Below are 16,839 nucleotides of genomic sequence, written 5' to 3'. Positions count from 1 at the left end.
CAACTCCCAACCCGGCGCCGCAGGCGCCAAAGAGGAACATGAAAAAGCCCTGACTTTTAACCTTTCCCTTTGTCATTAAGAGCAACCTCCGGTATAATGATCACAACTATATATGATATCGCCCATCCGCAGGGAGATAAGTGTCTCCTGTCATAAATTAGGTCTGATAAAGAGAGGTCCAGGAATGTATAATCCTTTCCCATATAGACATGCTCGGCGTTTAAGCGCTACTCTCGTGTTTATTTGTGCTGCAGTTTTATTACTGGCCGCCTGTGGTGGTGGAAGTGGAACAATGTTGCTGACAAATGGTAAGCCAACCCTTGCGCCAGGGCAGAATCTAACCATACCCCTGGTTGGTATTACCGATGTTCCCTCTTTAAATCCAACGGATGAGCAAAATGCCAACACAAAAATATTAATGAATATGCTTTACAGCGGTCTTGTCCGTACTGATAAAAATCTTCAAGTTGTGCCTGACCAGGCTACATGGACTATTTCCGCAGATCAAAAACAATATACCTTTCATCTAAATCAGCCAATCATGTTTGGGGATGGTACGCCTGTCACTGCACAAACATATGTTGATTCCTGGACATATGCGGCACGTCCCTCCAATCAATCGCCACTTGTCGCTAGTTTAATGTATGCTATTGTCGGTGCGCGCGATGTACATGAAGGTCATACTAAAACCCTCGCAGGCATCAAAGCTATCGACGACCAAACTATCGAGGTCACCCTCACTAAACCTGCGCCATACTTTCTGGCAGCCCTGACCAATCCTCTATTTGTCCCCATCAATCAAAAGGTAGTGCATTCCTATAGCCGTAATGCATGGTCTATCCCTGCAACTGAACAAGGAATTGGGACCGGACCTTTTATCGTAAAAGATATAACCCATGATGTGGATATGACCCTGGTGCCCAATCCACACTATTATGGCAAGGGATTAATTATTAAGCAGGTTACTGTCTATTTTGAGAATGATCCTCGTGTCGCTTATACCGCGAATCGGGCTGGACATTATGATCTGGTCTGGGATCTAGCGCAGCAGGACCAATTGCCGGCTGTAAAGTTAGCAGGTTTTGAGCGTCCTGAATTGTTACAAACTGATGCATTGTTTTTTGACACGACCAGCGCACCTTTTGACTCGGTCGCCGTACGGCAAGCCTTTGCCCGTTCCCTCGATAAGCAGAGTTTTGCTCAAGTAGCGATGCAAAATTCTGTTGCTCCGGCTAATACCTTGCTTCCTCCTGCTATGCCTGGGTATCAAGCACAGGCTTCTTCTTTTTCCCCCGCTAAAGCGCAAGAACAATGGAAAACTGCCGCTAAAGATGGCTCTTTGCCTTCTACTGTGACCTTTACTTATCCTTATTCTCAGGTTTCGCCCACTATGGCTCAATCTTTGCAAAGTATGTGGCAGAAGGCTCTGGGTATTCAGGTTAACCTGCGGCCGCTGGAAGATATGGCCTATCAGCAGGCCCTGGCCAGTCATAGTATTCAATTTGGCTTTATCTCCTGGACCGCAGAGGTAGCAGATCCTTATTTCTTTATGAAGAAATTTCTCTCTGATTCACAGCAGAATGTCTCTCAGTGGCATAATCCTGCATATGATCAGCTCATAGCGCGCGCCGATAGTTCCAGCACCGATCAGCGCCTGGCCTTATATCACGAAGCCGAGCAGCAAATACTTTCCGACGCGGTTATAATCCCTTTGGACCATCAGCGGCTTGCGGGCTTGATACCCGATTGGTTGCAGGGAGTCTCCCTCAATGCTGAGGGCTTATACTTTGGAGACTGGTCCAATATCGCCATTCTAAATCACAAGCAATAATCGGCTTATAATTTTCCAGCAGGCTCTTATAAAGAAATGATGCAAGAAGAGCCTGTTTTGTGTCTGGTTGTACTCGACGATTACTTTGCTAGAATGTTAGAATGCAAAGGAGTATCCCATTGGATAGGCTCTGGTTACTTATCCATGCTTTATGCCTGTAGCTATATGCTGACATGGCAAGCTGGGATTAATCTGAAATGAATTTGGAAGAGAGAACATGTATCTAGATAAACCCCTACACGAATACCTTGATGATCTGGCTTCGTCAAAGTCCACGCCAGGTGGTGGTTCCACTGCCGCTTTAAGCGGAGCAATGGGATCGGCCCTGGCCTGCATGGTAGCCCGACTAACACTAAGCAAAGCTGATTACTCAGATGTGCACCCTGAGATCGAAGAGATCCTGGCACAGACTGAGCAGCTTCGTAGCCGTTTTCAGGAACTCATACAGGCTGATATTGATGCTTATGGCAATCTTTCTGCTTGCTTTAAATTACCGCGAGCAACGGCGGAAGAAAAAGCTGCGCGTACAAAAGCTATTCAAGAGAGTTTGGTTGAAGCCGCTCTGGTGCCGCTTGAGATGGCTGAGCGTGCCGCGGATCTGGTACAGCATTGTCAGCGTATTGCCGAGATTGGCAATAAGAATGTGTTGAGTGATATCGCGACTGCAGCGATGATGGTCTCAGGAGCTGGCACCGGTGCAGCCTGGATGGTACGCACAAACTTGAATGCTATGAAAGACGTAGAGCGCATCAATGCGTTGAATAGCCGTTTGAATAGCGCCCTGGATACCATTTCCGCTGGAAGTCAGCGCGTAGTCGCTATTGTAGGAGAGAGAGCGTGACAGCAAAAATTCTCAATGGCCGCACTATGAGCGCTGAGCTGAAAGCTGAGTTACGCGAAGATGTGCAGCACTTTGTACAAGTTCATGGTTACGCGCCAGGATTAGTGATTGTGCGTATTGAAGGTGATGCAGCATCTGGCTTTTATAGCAAGGCTATCTTAAAGATTGCAAAAGAGATGGGTGTTGAAGCACGTCTGGACTTATTGCCTGAGCAAACGAGCACAGACGAGTTGCACGCTGCTCTGCTTAACTTGAATAGCGACGATCGTATCCACGGCATTATTGTACAGATGCCTTTGCCTCCTCATCTCTCGCAGGACCTCGTTGCGAATACTATCGCGCCTGAGAAGGATATCGATGGTATCAGTCCGCTCAGTGCCGGGAAGCTTGGCCTGGGTCTTCCTGGCTTTCAGCCCTCTACTGCTGCAGCCGTAATGGAGATCTTGAAGCGCAGCAATATTCAACTAGAAGGTAAGCACGCTGTCGTACTGGGACGCAGCAATGTGGTTGGAAAACCGCTGGCTTTATTGCTGCTCCAACAACACGCGACCGTCACCATCTGTCATTCACGTACGCCCGATTTAGCTTCGTTTACCAGGCAAGCGGATATACTTATTGCAGCGGTTGGACGTGCAACCATGGTTAACGCAGAGATGGTACGTCCGGGCGCGACTGTGATTGATGTTGGTACCAATGCTCTGCCGGAAGGAGGCATGGTCGGTGATGTAGATTATGCGGCCGTACAAGAGGTCGCAGGTGCCATCACCCCTGTTCCTGGTGGTGTAGGACCCCTGACCAATGCACTCTTATTGAAGCAATGCATAGAGGCGGCCTGGAGGCAGGCAGGAGATAGAGCCAGGGATCACTAGCTCTAGTAAGCATCATCAATATATGAGTAATTGCGGAGAGGCCAGCCGTATTTAAGGCTGGCCTGCCAGGTTTTTATAACCTGATAAATTTTGGTCGGCTTTAGCCAAAGTAAACCAGAAGGTTGTACCTTGACCTACTGCACTACTGACGCCTACCTCACCACCATGCTTTTCTATGATCGAGCGGCTGATATACAGACCCAGACCGAAGCCAATACCCGATCCACTTAGCACCTCAGCATGTTGTACACGATAAAATCGCTCCCAGATATGTCCTTGATCTTCTTTCGATATGCCAGGGCCATGATCGTGCACTGTGATCTTGACCACCTTATCCTCATTGTGTAAGGAAATCTCTACCTGTTGATTTTCAGGACTATATTTGAGTGCATTTGAAAGATAGTTGGTGATGACCTGCTCAACATGATCACGATCCATCATCACATAGGCGGGAAGCAGTGAATCTTCAACTTGTATAGTGCGCCTGGTATTTAGCTGGCGCTGTTGATTTACAACATCCTTGAGCAAACCGGTCAGGTCCCCACGTTCGAGCCGAGGATCAAGTTTCTTATCCTGGATACGGGAAATGTACACAATATCATTAATGAGATGAGTCAAACGACGCACTTGATTGTCAGCTCGTGTGAGCAAGTGCTGTATCGTGTCCATGGTCTGCATATACTCATCAACACTAATATTGGTTTTTTGTATTTCGCGTTTAGCTGTGCGCAACAAAATTTGAATTGTGCCTTTGATCGTAGTTATGGGCGTCTTTAATTCGTGGGCTGTAATTCCCAGAAAATCATTCATGCGCTGATCAATTTCGGGGGACACATGTTTTTGGACTGCAGGTGCCTCTTGTAGTGGTTGTGGAGCAGGTAATACCTGATGCTGCTGGTGGGCCTGCTCAAACTGTGTATTTAACACTGCATGAAGGCGTGTTTCGTCTCCAAAAGCAGTTTTGAAGCGATGGCCAATTTGCTCATCTTTCTCTTTGTGTAGTTCTGGATTGGTCTCTACCCAGCGCTGACAGGTATGTACATAGTTAAAGAGTGCTACCAGAAACATATAGTGTGTACCAAGTAGCCGCTGCATCTCTTTACGGCAATGAGAGGAGGCTTTTGAATGGTGTAAGAAGAGATGAACTATGCAGGTAAAAAACATAAGCTCAAGCTTCTTATCGCTTGTCGGCCATCCATCTAATGGCTCTGATAGTGTACGTAGCTGCTGTATATGCTGATCAACTTCCTGAGTAGTTGGAAGTGGAGTTTGCAGTAAGGTAAGGATTTCATGTTCATTTATTCCATACCTGTTAAGCAATATACAATGGTACCTCAAGTCATAAGGCGTATTGCAGGCGTAAGAGATATAAAGAAAGAATTTCTCTTTCATCTCAGGTGGAAGAGGATTGTTAATATAGGTTGTGCGTGTTTGTTGCCACAATCCTTCCAGGAGAGCGTTATCTGACTGTACAGCTGCAAAGACAGGAGGAATGAAGCCAAAGTAATGCCTGATTTGATCAAACGAAGAATCAGTTGTTGTTTTATCAGGTGTGCACATGCTTACCTCCTCCGATGAATGTATGTTGCCCAAGTGTAGTGGGATAGGAAAGGCAACAACGTTATTTTTATAAGAGCTTATATCTGTTTATTTGATTGAATATTGGCTTGTTATAGAAAGTATTCATTTTGAAAACAAATTCTGGTGCCTGACTTTTTTCAGTCACCACATCAGGATAACTGATGGTAGAGTACTTTTATGGCCCTCTGTATGGTAACGATCCAGGCATATTAATTAGATGCATGCTCGATAAGTGAAGGGAGCATACATCTAATGTATAATAAGGAGGAATATTAAGATCTAAATACAGAAATTACGTTGCTCGTTAAGCGCGTCCCGATTGTCGCCGACGGGCAGCAGCAGCCTTCTTGCGTCGTTCACGACGATGGCGGGCCTGCGTGGCCCGCTGCTCTGCTGTAAGCTCTTGATTGCCGACTTCTTCTTGTTCCAGCTCCTGGGGAGTTGACAGCGGGGTTTTACGGACGCGACGACGTGAAGCTGACAGAGTTTGCAAAAGTATTAAAAGAAGCACTGCCGCTGCCAGCACTAAGACAAGTGTGTACAGTGGCACAACAATAGTTGCTACAGATTCGGGGAAAAATCCTGTAGAGATGCCTAGATTAAGAAGAAGAACAACGCCCAGCAAACTATACTCTATGCCTGTTAGTATGCCTACTTGTTTATACCAGACAGCGGGATTGCCACGGTCACGTAGTAACCGCATTCGCTTCTGGCCGACATACATATTGTAGAGACCCATGGCAATAAAGAGCACACTAATAATTGCTGTAAAACGTGGATCGAGATGAATCATGAAAAGTCACTCCTGGATGACAGGCGAGGAACCGGTTCAACCAATCACACTATTAAACCGGTCCGTAAGAAAACTGTCAACAATTTGATCGGAAATTATGTTGATATAATACAACTTTTTGTCTAGCGCAGGAGCATATTTTGACTCATCTTTCCCATTGTTATATCCTTGTTACTGTCTGGGTCATACTTGCCAGCGTGGTTGTGTGAGGTTGAGACATCCTCGGCATTTTATACGTAAATATTATATAGAGACCGAGCAGGCAGATTAAGCCTACAATGGCAAGTAAAAATATCCAGAAATCAGCATGTTGTTTATGCTGGGGTTTCTGGCGCGAGCGAATGACAGAATTAGTACTGGCCATATAGGCTCTTCTAAGAATATTCTGGGTTGCCATGGTTTGGGCTTGAGAAAGAACCGGGCTGGCTGTGACTGATGGGGGAGGGTATTCTCTTCATTTGCAAACACTGCTCTGGATATACCTGTAGACTCCCGTACGATTTCAATCTCAGGTTTATGTGGTATTTCTATAGACGCTGGATCAGCCAGATGCTTAGAAGCTGTACCTGTATATTCCTGTACATTGTTTCTATTTTCTAGCATAGGAGTCGCTGCAGCAGTGCCTTGTTGTGCGGTCGGGTTATCGGATGGATTTGGTGCGGATGGAACCGCGGTTGTTGGTTGATCCGCCACATAGCGTTGTGTCAGCGTTAGCTTTTTCGCTAGCGTAGCATGAGGTGTTGGCGGTGGAGTTTGTTCGTTTTCTCTTGCCTGATCAGGCTGTAGCTGCTTAAAGCCAGGCCGACGTGGAGGTGGACTTAACGGCGTAGATCGGGATGATTGAGATTGAGAGGTACCTGGAGAATAGGTGGGTGGGAGTGGTGTAACCGGTGACCTGTTAGAGGCAAAAGCACCTCCTGCTGCATTTTGTGCCAACGGTTTGCTGGGTATAGCGGGAAATGGTGTAATAGGCCCTGCGTAGCAGATATATTTGTGTATTTGTATTTATTGTCTTCTGGTGGTGGAGATGGTTTTTCATTCTCTTCGATTGTCGGCATAGACTGATAATTATATGTGAATGCTTGTTGATTGGTCGGGAATGGTATTTGTTGAGATTGTTCTTGGGAGCGAGTAGAAATCGGTGTATCTGTTGTATTGATTTGTCGGGAGCCACAATGAGGGCAAACGCGAGCATGGGTTGGCACTTCAGAGCGACAATTCTGGCAGAAAAGCATATACCTCACCTTTAGTTGTAGGATCCTCTCATAAATACTCACTGGAGTCATAAGGATCGCGTACGAAAAATATATTTTATCTTTTTTGATTCACTAGTGTACATAGCATAATACATTATATTAATGCATAATAGTCTGAAAAGTTGATATACACCAGTGTTTTTACCTCAAGTGGGAAATTTGGATAGCCAAAAGAAGTTATGGACGCCTGTTCTCTACTTAAAGAACGTCCATAAAGGCTTTTTTTGTAATTAGAAAGGCAGCGTGTTATCAGAAGTAATCATAGGATTACATAGGATGAAATGAAGAGGCCATCAGCCCGAGCGCGTACCACAGGAGGCATGCTCATTTTTTCCCTCTACGTCATCCTATGCACCTACCTTGATGTCGTGTGAATAAAGAACGGGTAACATATGTAACCGCTACCCGGTAGGTAGTTTTTTTGTTTAGGTACTAGTCGCGTTTCTTTGCCTGATGTCAATACAGTATCTAGGTACTATTGCTGGCGTGCTAGAAATTAACGTATTTTCTAATGCTGTTTGCCAGCTTGTGTCAGAATGTACCAACATATATAGGGTGTTCTCCTGATAAGATATCGGGCAATACAGCCTTGACTAACGGCAAAAAAACGCTAAAATCTCTATAGACTATAAAATATTTAGAGGTTTATGAGGTTTGCATGCATATCATTGTTGTTGGCGTTGATTATACTACCGCCTCTATTGCATTGCGTGAGCGCCTCGCGTGTTCTGCGCGTTATATTCCGCAGCAACTCCAAGCAGCAAGTAAGGTCGCCAGTGAAAGTGTCTTTCTCTCCACCTGCAATCGTGTTGAACTGTATGCAGTGTGCCAGGATGCTATTCAAGGGCGTATAGACCTGCTTCATGTTCTGAGTGAAATGCGCCAGGTTGCTCTCGATGAATTAGAGGCTCATTGCTATTGTTTCATTGATGAACGTGCGACCGCTCATCTCTTTGGTGTGGCCAGTGGCCTCTACTCGTTGGTTCCTGGAGAGCCCCAGATTCAGGGACAGGTAGTAGATGCGTTGGAGATTGCCCAGGGAAGTGGGTATGCTGGCCCTGTGACTTCTGCCCTGTTTCGAGCAGCAGTAGTTGCAGGTAAGCGAGCACGCAGCGAAACTGGTATCAGTAGAAATGCGGCCTCATTAAGCCATGTTGCTGTCCAGTTGGCACGTCATCTATTACCAGATTTTCATCAAGCCAGTGTCTTACTGATTGGATCTGGTAAAATGAGTGAACTGGCTGCGCGTAACCTGAAAGACAACGGGGCCAGGCAGATTGTGATTATCAATCGCACCCATGCCAATGCTGTTGAACTGGCTGAGTCGTTACAAGCAACCCTGCGTCCTTTTCAAGAACTCTCTGAAGCTCTCCTGGACGCTGATGTTGTGATCAGCTCAACCAAAGCTCCACATGCTATTCTAACTCCTGATATGATGGAGCAAGTTATGGAGCAACGCGGGGGCCGTTCGCTATTGATGATTGATATTGCGCTACCACGAGATATAGATCCCGCCGTGGGAACGCTTCCAGGTATTCATCTTTATAATCTTGATGATCTACAATCTGAAGTAGAACGGGGTATACAGCTTCGCTTATTAGAAACAGAACATGTGCAGACTATTATTGAGGAAGAGGTTCAATCCTTTCAACGGTGGCTCTCCTCCCTCAGTGTTGTTGGTACTATCAGTGACCTGAGGCAAAAGGCTGACGAGTTACGCCAGCAGGAACTCACGCGTGTACTGCGCCAACTTTCCCCGACACTTTCTGAAAGGGAAGTGTCAGCTGTGCAAGAATTAACGAAGCGCTTAATGAATAAATTGTTGCATACTCCTATGTTACGCTTAAAAGATGCGGCTGCGGCTGGCCAGGGGCATGTCTATGCTGAAGCTATGCGCTATCTGTTTGATTTAGAAGAGAATAATTATGAAAGTGACCATCGGAACGAGAGCCAGCAAGCTCGCCATGACCCAGACCCAGTGGATTGTCCAGAGATTACACCAACAGTGGCCAAATCTTGAGATCGCTATTGAGCAAATCCGTACAACTGGCGATCGTGTAACAGGAGTGCCACTTTCGCAGATTGGCAGTGATGGCGTTTTCGTTACCGAAATCGAGCGTGCCCTGCATGAAGGTAGTATCGACCTGGCAGTCCATAGCTTAAAAGATTTACCGACGATCCAACCGGACGGTCTGCGCCTTGTCATTGTCGGACCGCGCGAAGATGTACGTGATGTCTTCGTTTCACAGGTGCCTTTTCAGATTGCCGATGGCGTTCTGAGGCCAGTCGAAGAGCGAGCTGACGCTTCAGATACAGTGCGGATTGGTACCTGTAGTTTGCGGCGTACCGCGCAGATGCGCGAATTGGCTCCTCACGCCCAGATTTTATCACTGCGAGGCAACGTAGATACACGTCTGCGCAAGTTGGAGGCGGGCGATTATGATGGTATTGTTTTAGCTTCCGCAGGACTCCATCGTTTAGGACTTCAGGAGCGCCTGGCTGGACGGCTTACCTATTTTCCTGTAGATAAACTGCTTCCCGCGCCAGGACAGGGTGCTCTGGCATTAGAATGCCGGGCCGACGCTCGTATGCTCGAATTGCTGGCTCCCCTGCAGGATATGGCTGTCCTGGCCACGACGACTGCTGAACGTATGTTTATGCGCCGCCTGGGTGCCGGTTGTTATCTACCAGTAGCAGCGTATAGTACCATTACCGAACAAATACTTAAGATTGATGGTATCGTAGCCAGCCTGGATGGTCAGCGACGGATACGGGTACAACAATCTATATCCTGGACCGAGCATTCTACCATAGCTGAAGCAGAACAGTTGGGAATAACTCTGGCCGAGCAAGCTCTGGCGCAAGGTGCGCATGAAATTATCCAGGAACTGGCCCTACCCCGTGATCGGGAGCGTCTCAATGTCTAAGCATAATCATCTTCCTCTAGAGGGCAAGCGTATTCTGGTCACCCGTACGCGGGAGCAAGCCAGTGTGCTATGCGAGCATCTGCGATCATTAGGTGCTATTCCTATTGAATTTCCTACTATCCGCATTGTTCCTCCCGAGGATTGGACAACTCTGGATGTAGCCCTGAAGGGTTTATATACCGATGATAGTTCAGGCTACGATTGGCTGATCCTTACCAGTGCCAATGGCGTCAATATCTGTATGCAACGCCTACAGGCTCTGGGTTATGAACCAGCCGCGCTTCGCAATAGCCGCAATAGCCATAGCCTCCGCATCGCAACCATCGGGCCAGCGACAGCAGCGGCACTGGCCCAATATGGTATCAGCGCGGATCTGATTCCAGACGAGTACATTGCTGAGGGTGTTATCAACGCACTAGAAAAAGATGCCCACGAGCGCCAGATCCCCCTGACAGGCCAGCGTATACTACTCGCAAGGGCTGCTGAAGCGCGTAAGATTTTGCCCCTGGAACTACAACAGGCCGGAGCTTATGTAGATGAGGTGCCGGCATACTATACGGTTCCCGTTGCTCGGGATGATCAGCGGGCCGCGAAGTGTTACAGCTTTTAGAGCAACCACAACTCGATATTTTAACCTTTACCAGTTCTTCTACAGTTCGTAATTTTGTTGCCTGGCTACAAAGCTGTGCAGTTGATGCCTCCATATCTGTATTAGATGTCATCAAACAGCATATACAGGTGGCCAGCATTGGTCCCATTACTTCACAAACTGCGCGTGAGCTGGGTCTCAACGTTGATATTGAGGCGACAGAATTCACGATAGATGGTTTGGTACAAGCAATAGTTTTATACGAGGAAAATCATGGTAGATCAAGCAACCACAACACATACAAATAATATTCCTCAGACCGAGGAGCAGTCCGCTACAGCCCAGCCAAAGCCTAAACAGCCACGACAGCTCGTGCGTTTTAGCTTTTATAAATTAGACCAGCAGTGGCAATTGCTACCCGCTGATGTACGCGAGAAGGGCAAACAGCAGCTCAAGCAAATCTATGATGACTACGCAGCCCAGGACGAACTGATTCGCAGTTTTTCCTTGTATGGTGTGCGTTCCGACGTTGATTTTATGATCTGGCAGGCTACCTATGATATTGATAACTTGCGCAATTTCAACAGCCAGATCCGCCGCAGCATCATGGGACCCTATCTGCGTGAAGAGCGTTCTATGTTATCTATGACCAAGCGCTCTGTGTATGTAGGAAAAAATGCTCGTGGCGCCCATGATCCACGCCTTGTTATCACCCCTGACGACAAAAAATATCTGTTCGTCTATCCATTTATTAAAACTCGGCCCTGGTATGCATTACCCATGGAAGACCGTAAACGCATGATGGGTGAGCATATTCGTGTAGGACTCAAATATCCCAGCGTTTCTTTGAACACGACCTACTCATTTGGTATTGATGACCAGGAATTTGTCGTAGCCTTTGAGACCGACAATATCTCTGATTTCCTGGATCTGGTACAGGAATTACGTGAGACCGAAGCCAGCATGTATACGCTACGTGATACTCCTATGTATACCTGTGTTGCTGAGCCTCTTGCGCATATTCTGGATGCACTTGGCGCTTAAATACACGAGGAGTACAGAGGATATATTATGCACACAACAAATTCTGATAGCTTTTCATTGGAGCGCTCCCACCAGCTCTACCAGGAGGCGCAACAACTGCTTCCTGGTGGAGTAAATAGTCCTGTGCGTGCTTTCAGGGGCGTGGGTGGTGAACCAGTGTTTATTGAACGGGCAGCCGGACCATATCTCTATGACGTAGATGGTCATCGCTACCTGGATTATGTTCAGTCCTGGGGTCCTATGATTCTGGGCCACACCTATCCAGCCGTCGTAGAAGCTGTCGTGGCAGCCAGCCAGCGGGGATTTAGCTTTGGGACGCCTACACAGGCTGAGAGTGAACTGGCACGCCTGGTAATCGACTGTGTGCCTTCCGTTGAAATGATTCGCTTTGTCAATTCCGGCACCGAGGCCACGATGAGCGCGCTACGCCTGGCCCGTGCCTACACTGGCCGCAACAAAATTATCAAGTTTAGTGGTTGTTACCATGGACATGCTGATATGTTATTGGTACAGGCCGGTTCAGGGGTGGCAACCATGGGACTGCCAGACAGTCCAGGCGTGCCAGCACTGACGACACAAAACACATTGACGGCTGATTATAACAATGCTGCAGAGGTTGAAGAGCTCTTTGCTCGCTATCCAGATGATATCGCAGCTATTATTGTTGAACCAATTGCCGCTAACATGGGGCTGGTCCCACCCGCGCCAGGCTTCCTGGAAAAGTTGCGCGAGTTAACGCAAAAATACCACGCCATCTTGATCTTTGATGAGGTCATGACCGGCTTCCGCGTGGCCCTGGGTGGCATGCAGGAACGCGTAAAGATCACCCCTGATCTGACCTGCTTCGGCAAAATTATTGGTGGCGGTTTACCTGTAGGTGCCTATGGTGGTCGTAGAGAGATTATGGAGATGGTAGCGCCAGTTGGCCCTATGTACCAGGCGGGCACCCTCTCAGGAAATCCTCTGGCAATGGCGGCGGGCATCGCCACCCTGAAAGAGTTGCGCCAGCCCGGGCAATATGAAGAACTTGAAAGAAAAGGACAGCGATTAGAAGAAGGCTTCACAAAAGCTTTACAGGATAACAAGGTCGACGCGATCTTCAAACGTATTGGTGCAATGTTCTGCCTGTATTTTTCGCATGAGCCAGTAGTGGATTATACCAGTGCAAAACGTTCAGATACCCAACAGTTTGCACGTTACTTCTGGAGTATGCTGAAGCAGGGTATCTACCTTCCTCCTTCTCAATTTGAATCCTGTTTTATCTCACTTGCGCTTGATGATGCTATGATCGAGGAGACCATACAGGCAGCGGCCGCAAGTATCAATGCTTAAGAATAGTAAGTAGGAGAGGAGTGGAGTTGATGAATAATTTTCCACATGTACGTTTGCGTCGTTTGCGGCAGAATGATAAAATACGCAGCCTGGTGCGCGAAACCCATCTACGGGTAGACCAACTGATCTATCCTATGTTTGTTGCTGAAGGAGCGCGGGAACCCCAGGAAATAAGTTCCATGCCAGGCATCATGCAATGGCCATTAGACCAGGTGGCGGAAGAAGCCACGCGTATTGCTGCATTGGGTATTCCAGCCATCCTCCTCTTTGGTATTCCCAATGAGAAGGATGCAGTTGGCTCACAGGCATATGCCGAGCATGGTGTAATTCAGGAAGCCATTCGCCGGCTGAAAGTCGCAACCCCAGAAACCTTGATCATCACAGATGTCTGTCTGTGTGAATATACAGATCATGGTCATTGTGGTGTCATCCATAACGGGACTGTTCAAAACGACGAGTCCCTGGAATTGCTAGCCCAAATGGCCCTCTCTCATGTTGAAGCTGGCGCGGATATTGTGGCGCCTTCAGATATGATGGATGGAAGAATTGGAGTGCTACGGCGCACGCTGGATGAGCACGGTTATAATCAGACCCCCATTATGGCGTATTCGGTTAAATATGCCTCAGGATTTTATGGACCATTCCGTGAAGCGGCTGGCTCTACTCCTCAGTTTGGAGATCGACGTGCCTACCAGATGGACCCTGCCAATGTTCGTGAAGCCTTGCGTGAATTAGAGCAAGACATCAATGAAGGGGCAGATATGGTCATGGTCAAACCTGCTCTATCTTATCTGGACGTTATTCGTCAAGTGAGAGATCATTGTGACTTGCCGGTAGTGGCTTACAATGTCAGTGGTGAGTACTCGATGGTTAAAGCGGCCGCTCAGAACGGCTGGATTGATGAGCAGCGTGTTGTGATGGAGATACTGACCGGCATCAGACGCGCAGGTGCAGATATGATTATTACCTATTTTGCCCCTGAAGTAGCCCAATGGTTGAATGATTAGTCCAATGGGTGGATGATTCGCCTTGATGAATATGTTATAGTGTCAGAGAAAGACAGCGCTGGTTATATATATACCAGCGCTGCTGTTATTGTTGTGGACCATGGATATTAAGGAAAACGAGAAAGCTGAAGCACTACAAGCATCATCGAGAGCCTCTCATGACGCTAAACTTACCGCTTCATTTTGCCCGCGATCAAGCGACATAGTCCTGCGAACAGTAAGGCTTTACTTGCTTCGCCCATCAAGGTGGCTATGAAGCCGAGTGCCAGACCAAGGGTGATCCCAATTCTACCCGCTGGGTGTCGCATCACTTGTTGGAGTGCTTGCATATATGCCTGCCCTTTATACTAAAAGTAGCTGTCTATAGCATAGATAGTTCAGCTTTTCAGTAGGCGCCAACAGTGGAACCTGCTAAAAGTAAGGTAGCATATATGGGCTATCTCTGTCCATAGGAAGCAGCAAGAACTTCGATTATTGGATATATAATGTGCCTCTGTGAGCGCCTTTAGAAGCTAAAAGATTAAAAAAAGAAAATCTTTAGAAATCCTGTTACCATTCCATGTGCTATTGCGTTTTTCTTTGGTATAAGGCTCCTAACGCTCCTAAGGATTTTTTAAGGAAGCTTTAATAGTTTTCTAAGGCTGTCGTTATAGCAAATTTTTATAAAGAGAGAAGTGTTGTGTAATGGTTGGGAAGAACGAACTCAATCGCACATATCTGCCGATTAATTCGTATGGCGTCATCGGTGACTGCCATTCGGCGGTACTTGTATCGCCAGACGGGTCGGTAGACTGGGGATGTCTACCGGACTTTGATAGCCCGGCCATCTTTTGTCGTTTGTTAGATGCTGAGCGTGGAGGTTACTTCCAGATTGCTCCCACGGAAGGGACCATTCCAGGCTCACAGCGTTATCTGCGTGGAAGTAACGTGTTGCAAACACGTTTTGCCAGTATCGCAGGAGAAATAGTCCTTACAGACTTCATGCCAGTTGAAACACTGAGCGCATGGCCTTATAGGGCTATGAACAATAACACCTGGACTCGCGAAGATGGTTCTTGTCATTGTCTGGTGCGCATAGTTGAATGTGTACACGGAGAAATGTCAGTTACTATGAGGTTGAAGGTTAGCCCCAATTACGCAGCTGATCCCTGCGATGTTGAGCTGATACCTGAACAGCTGGGTGCCTTTATCTCCAGTGGTCGGCAACATGTTGCTCTGGCGATTGTTGGAGCTCACTTATTGCCATCTTATTCCATGCAAGTAGTGCAAGAAAATAATGAGGCTTATGCCACAATTGTAGCTCAGGTGACACTGCGTGAGGGTGAGCGTCTGTTATTCGCCGTTGGTATGGGGCGTACAGCTCAATCTGCCAGACGACTGGTAGAAGAAGAACTACCAACGCGTAACTTTGATGCTGAGCTGGCTCATACCCTTCATGCCTGGCGCAAATGGATTGCAGGAAGCAGCTACCAGGGTCCTTATGCCGAATGGGTCGAGCGCAGCGCGCTGGCTTTGAAGCTGATGACCTATGCTCCAACCGGAGCCATTGTTGCCGCTCCCACCACATCCTTGCCGGAGCACCTGGGTGGTGTACGTAACTGGGATTATCGCTTTACCTGGTTACGCGATGCTACCTTTACCCTTTATGCTTTCAATGTGCTGGGCTTCACTGAAGAAGCACGCGCCTTTACCCATTGGTTGCGTCGCCTCTCTTACGCAAACGGTGAAGATCTGCAAATTATGTATGGTATTCGCGGTGAACGCGATTTAACTGAATTTGAATTACACCATTTAAGTGGTTATTGTAACTCCAGTCCTGTACGTATCGGGAATGGTGCCGCTGAACAAAAACAAATGGATGTCTTTGGTGAAGTGCTGGATTGCATCCATCTCTACAGACGCCAGGGTTGTTTTGAACGCTATGGTGAGACGCTAGAGGGCCCTCTGTGGTCAATGATGCGTATGCTGGTAGATCATGTCTGTGCTCACTGGCAAGAATCCGATAGTGGCATCTGGGAAGTGCGTGGTGGATTACGTCATTTCGTCTATTCAAAAGTCATGTGCTGGGTAGCCCTGGACCGTGGTATTCGTGCTGCCGAGCAAATGAATCTGGAGGCCGACCTGCCGCGTTGGATTGCTGTGCGTGACCAGATCAGAGCTGATATTCTGATGAATGGTTATGATACGAACCTGGGCGCTTTTACACAGTCTTATGGGGATGCAACCTTAGATGCGTCCAATCTCTTACTGCCCCTGGTTGGTTTTATTGCGCCAGATGACCCACGTATGCGTTCGACGGTTGATCGCACGATCGAGCAACTCACGGACGAGCACGGCTTTGTCTATCGCTATCATGCTGATGACGGGTTGGATGGCTCCGAAGGAACCTTTGCCATTTGTACATTCTGGTTAGTAGATAACCTGGCGATGCAAGGACGTATAGCTGAAGCTCGCTCCCTGTTTGAGCGTTTATTGACTTATGCCGGACGCCTGGGATTGTTCTCAGAAGAAATTGATTCAGAAAACAATGCTGCATTAGGGAATTATCCACAGGCCTTTACCCATATAGCCCTTATTAATAGTGCGAACAATTTAAGAAAAGCTGAAATTCGTATGGCGGAACATCACACTGATCCACTTATCGCTGCTATTCGTTTACAAAAGCAGTAAGCTCAGAGCATCTTTATTATTCTCGCAATCATTCATTTTTTTAACCGAGGGACGCTAATAAAAGCGTCCCTCAGTTTGTTTGGATGTTCCTGTCCTTCT

At 47.4% G+C, this 16,839-nt stretch carries 15 protein-coding genes; 11 read left to right on the top strand and 4 right to left on the bottom strand.

From position 1 onward, the window contains the following. Nucleotides 1-184 precede the first annotated feature (184 nt). The 3 genes from EL645_RS01015 (at nt 185) to EL645_RS01005 (ending at nt 3,541) form a co-directional block, all read left to right on the top strand. On the top strand, nt 185-1,831 hold the full coding sequence (locus EL645_RS01015; RefSeq protein WP_161977011.1) for a peptide ABC transporter substrate-binding protein: 1,647 nt from the start codon (nt 185-187) through the stop codon (nt 1,829-1,831). Between the two features lie 217 nt (nt 1,832-2,048). Further along, the gene (locus EL645_RS01010) at nt 2,049-2,672 is read left to right on the top strand and encodes a cyclodeaminase/cyclohydrolase family protein (protein ID WP_126548325.1); all 624 of its coding nucleotides are present in this window, start codon (nt 2,049-2,051) and stop codon (nt 2,670-2,672) included. Next, the gene (locus tag EL645_RS01005; protein ID WP_126548324.1) at nt 2,669-3,541 is read left to right on the top strand and encodes a bifunctional 5,10-methylenetetrahydrofolate dehydrogenase/5,10-methenyltetrahydrofolate cyclohydrolase; all 873 of its coding nucleotides are present in this window, start codon (nt 2,669-2,671) and stop codon (nt 3,539-3,541) included. The genes EL645_RS01010 and EL645_RS01005 overlap by 4 nt, the downstream gene beginning before the upstream one ends. Before the next feature lie 51 nt (nt 3,542-3,592). On the opposite strand, the gene EL645_RS01000 is transcribed toward EL645_RS01005, so the two are convergent. The 3 genes from EL645_RS01000 to EL645_RS45150 all read right to left on the bottom strand — a co-directional run bounded on the left by EL645_RS01000 (nt 3,593) and on the right by EL645_RS45150 (nt 7,150). Beyond that, the gene (locus EL645_RS01000) at nt 3,593-5,101 is read right to left on the bottom strand and encodes a sensor histidine kinase (RefSeq protein WP_126548323.1); all 1,509 of its coding nucleotides are present in this window, start codon (nt 5,099-5,101) and stop codon (nt 3,593-3,595) included. A 325-nt stretch (nt 5,102-5,426) separates the two neighbouring features. Continuing rightward, nucleotides 5,427-5,915 (bottom strand): hypothetical protein, encoded by a 489-nt coding sequence (locus tag EL645_RS00995; RefSeq protein ID WP_126548322.1) that lies wholly within the window; start codon nt 5,913-5,915, stop codon nt 5,427-5,429. Between the two features lie 818 nt (nt 5,916-6,733). Then, nucleotides 6,734-7,150, bottom strand: coding sequence for a zinc-ribbon domain-containing protein (locus tag EL645_RS45150; protein ID WP_371865621.1), 417 nt, complete (start codon nt 7,148-7,150; stop codon nt 6,734-6,736). Between the two features lie 679 nt (nt 7,151-7,829). Here EL645_RS45150 and hemA point away from each other — a divergent pair. The 7 genes from hemA to hemB are packed head-to-tail and all read left to right on the top strand — an operon-like array spanning nt 7,830 to nt 14,070. Then, the gene (gene hemA, locus EL645_RS00985) at nt 7,830-9,191 is read left to right on the top strand and encodes a glutamyl-tRNA reductase (protein ID WP_126548320.1); all 1,362 of its coding nucleotides are present in this window, start codon (nt 7,830-7,832) and stop codon (nt 9,189-9,191) included. Then, complete coding sequence (hemC, locus tag EL645_RS00980) at nt 9,097-10,098, top strand: hydroxymethylbilane synthase (RefSeq protein ID WP_126548319.1); 1,002 nt, start codon at nt 9,097-9,099, stop codon at nt 10,096-10,098. The genes hemA and hemC overlap by 95 nt, the downstream gene beginning before the upstream one ends. Beyond that, a complete protein-coding gene (locus tag EL645_RS00975; RefSeq protein ID WP_161977010.1) occupies nt 10,091-10,708 on the top strand; it encodes a uroporphyrinogen-III synthase in 618 nt (205 codons plus the stop codon). Before hemC ends, EL645_RS00975 begins: the two co-directional genes overlap by 8 nt. Continuing rightward, nucleotides 10,693-10,995 carry a uroporphyrinogen-III synthase gene (locus tag EL645_RS43745; RefSeq protein WP_126548317.1) on the top strand — a complete coding sequence of 101 codons (303 nt, stop codon included), beginning with the start codon at nt 10,693-10,695 and terminating at the stop codon, nt 10,993-10,995. Before EL645_RS00975 ends, EL645_RS43745 begins: the two co-directional genes overlap by 16 nt. Continuing rightward, nucleotides 10,961-11,731 (top strand): chlorite dismutase family protein, encoded by a 771-nt coding sequence (locus EL645_RS00965; protein ID WP_126548316.1) that lies wholly within the window; start codon nt 10,961-10,963, stop codon nt 11,729-11,731. Before EL645_RS43745 ends, EL645_RS00965 begins: the two co-directional genes overlap by 35 nt. A gap of 27 nt (nt 11,732-11,758) precedes the next feature. Continuing rightward, nucleotides 11,759-13,063 carry a glutamate-1-semialdehyde 2,1-aminomutase gene (hemL, locus tag EL645_RS00960; RefSeq protein ID WP_126548315.1) on the top strand — a complete coding sequence of 435 codons (1,305 nt, stop codon included), beginning with the start codon at nt 11,759-11,761 and terminating at the stop codon, nt 13,061-13,063. Between the two features lie 29 nt (nt 13,064-13,092). Continuing rightward, nucleotides 13,093-14,070 carry a porphobilinogen synthase gene (gene hemB / locus EL645_RS00955; RefSeq protein ID WP_126548314.1) on the top strand — a complete coding sequence of 326 codons (978 nt, stop codon included), beginning with the start codon at nt 13,093-13,095 and terminating at the stop codon, nt 14,068-14,070. Nucleotides 14,071-14,240: 170 nt separating this feature from the next. Here hemB and EL645_RS38970 read toward each other — a convergent pair whose 3' ends face one another. Then, nucleotides 14,241-14,399, bottom strand: a complete 159-nt coding sequence (locus EL645_RS38970) for a hypothetical protein (RefSeq protein ID WP_161977009.1) — start codon at nt 14,397-14,399, stop codon at nt 14,241-14,243. Nucleotides 14,400-14,754: 355 nt separating this feature from the next. On the opposite strand from EL645_RS38970, the gene EL645_RS00950 reads away from it, so the two are divergent. Beyond that, nucleotides 14,755-16,740 (top strand): glycoside hydrolase family 15 protein, encoded by a 1,986-nt coding sequence (locus tag EL645_RS00950; protein WP_126548313.1) that lies wholly within the window; start codon nt 14,755-14,757, stop codon nt 16,738-16,740. The last annotated feature ends 99 nt before the right edge of the window (nt 16,741-16,839 follow it).

The organism is Dictyobacter kobayashii, from assembly GCF_003967555.1.
GTDB classification, from domain to species: Bacteria; Chloroflexota; Ktedonobacteria; order Ktedonobacterales; family Ktedonobacteraceae; genus Dictyobacter; species Dictyobacter kobayashii.
This window is presented reverse-complemented; position numbering and strand designations above follow the sequence as displayed.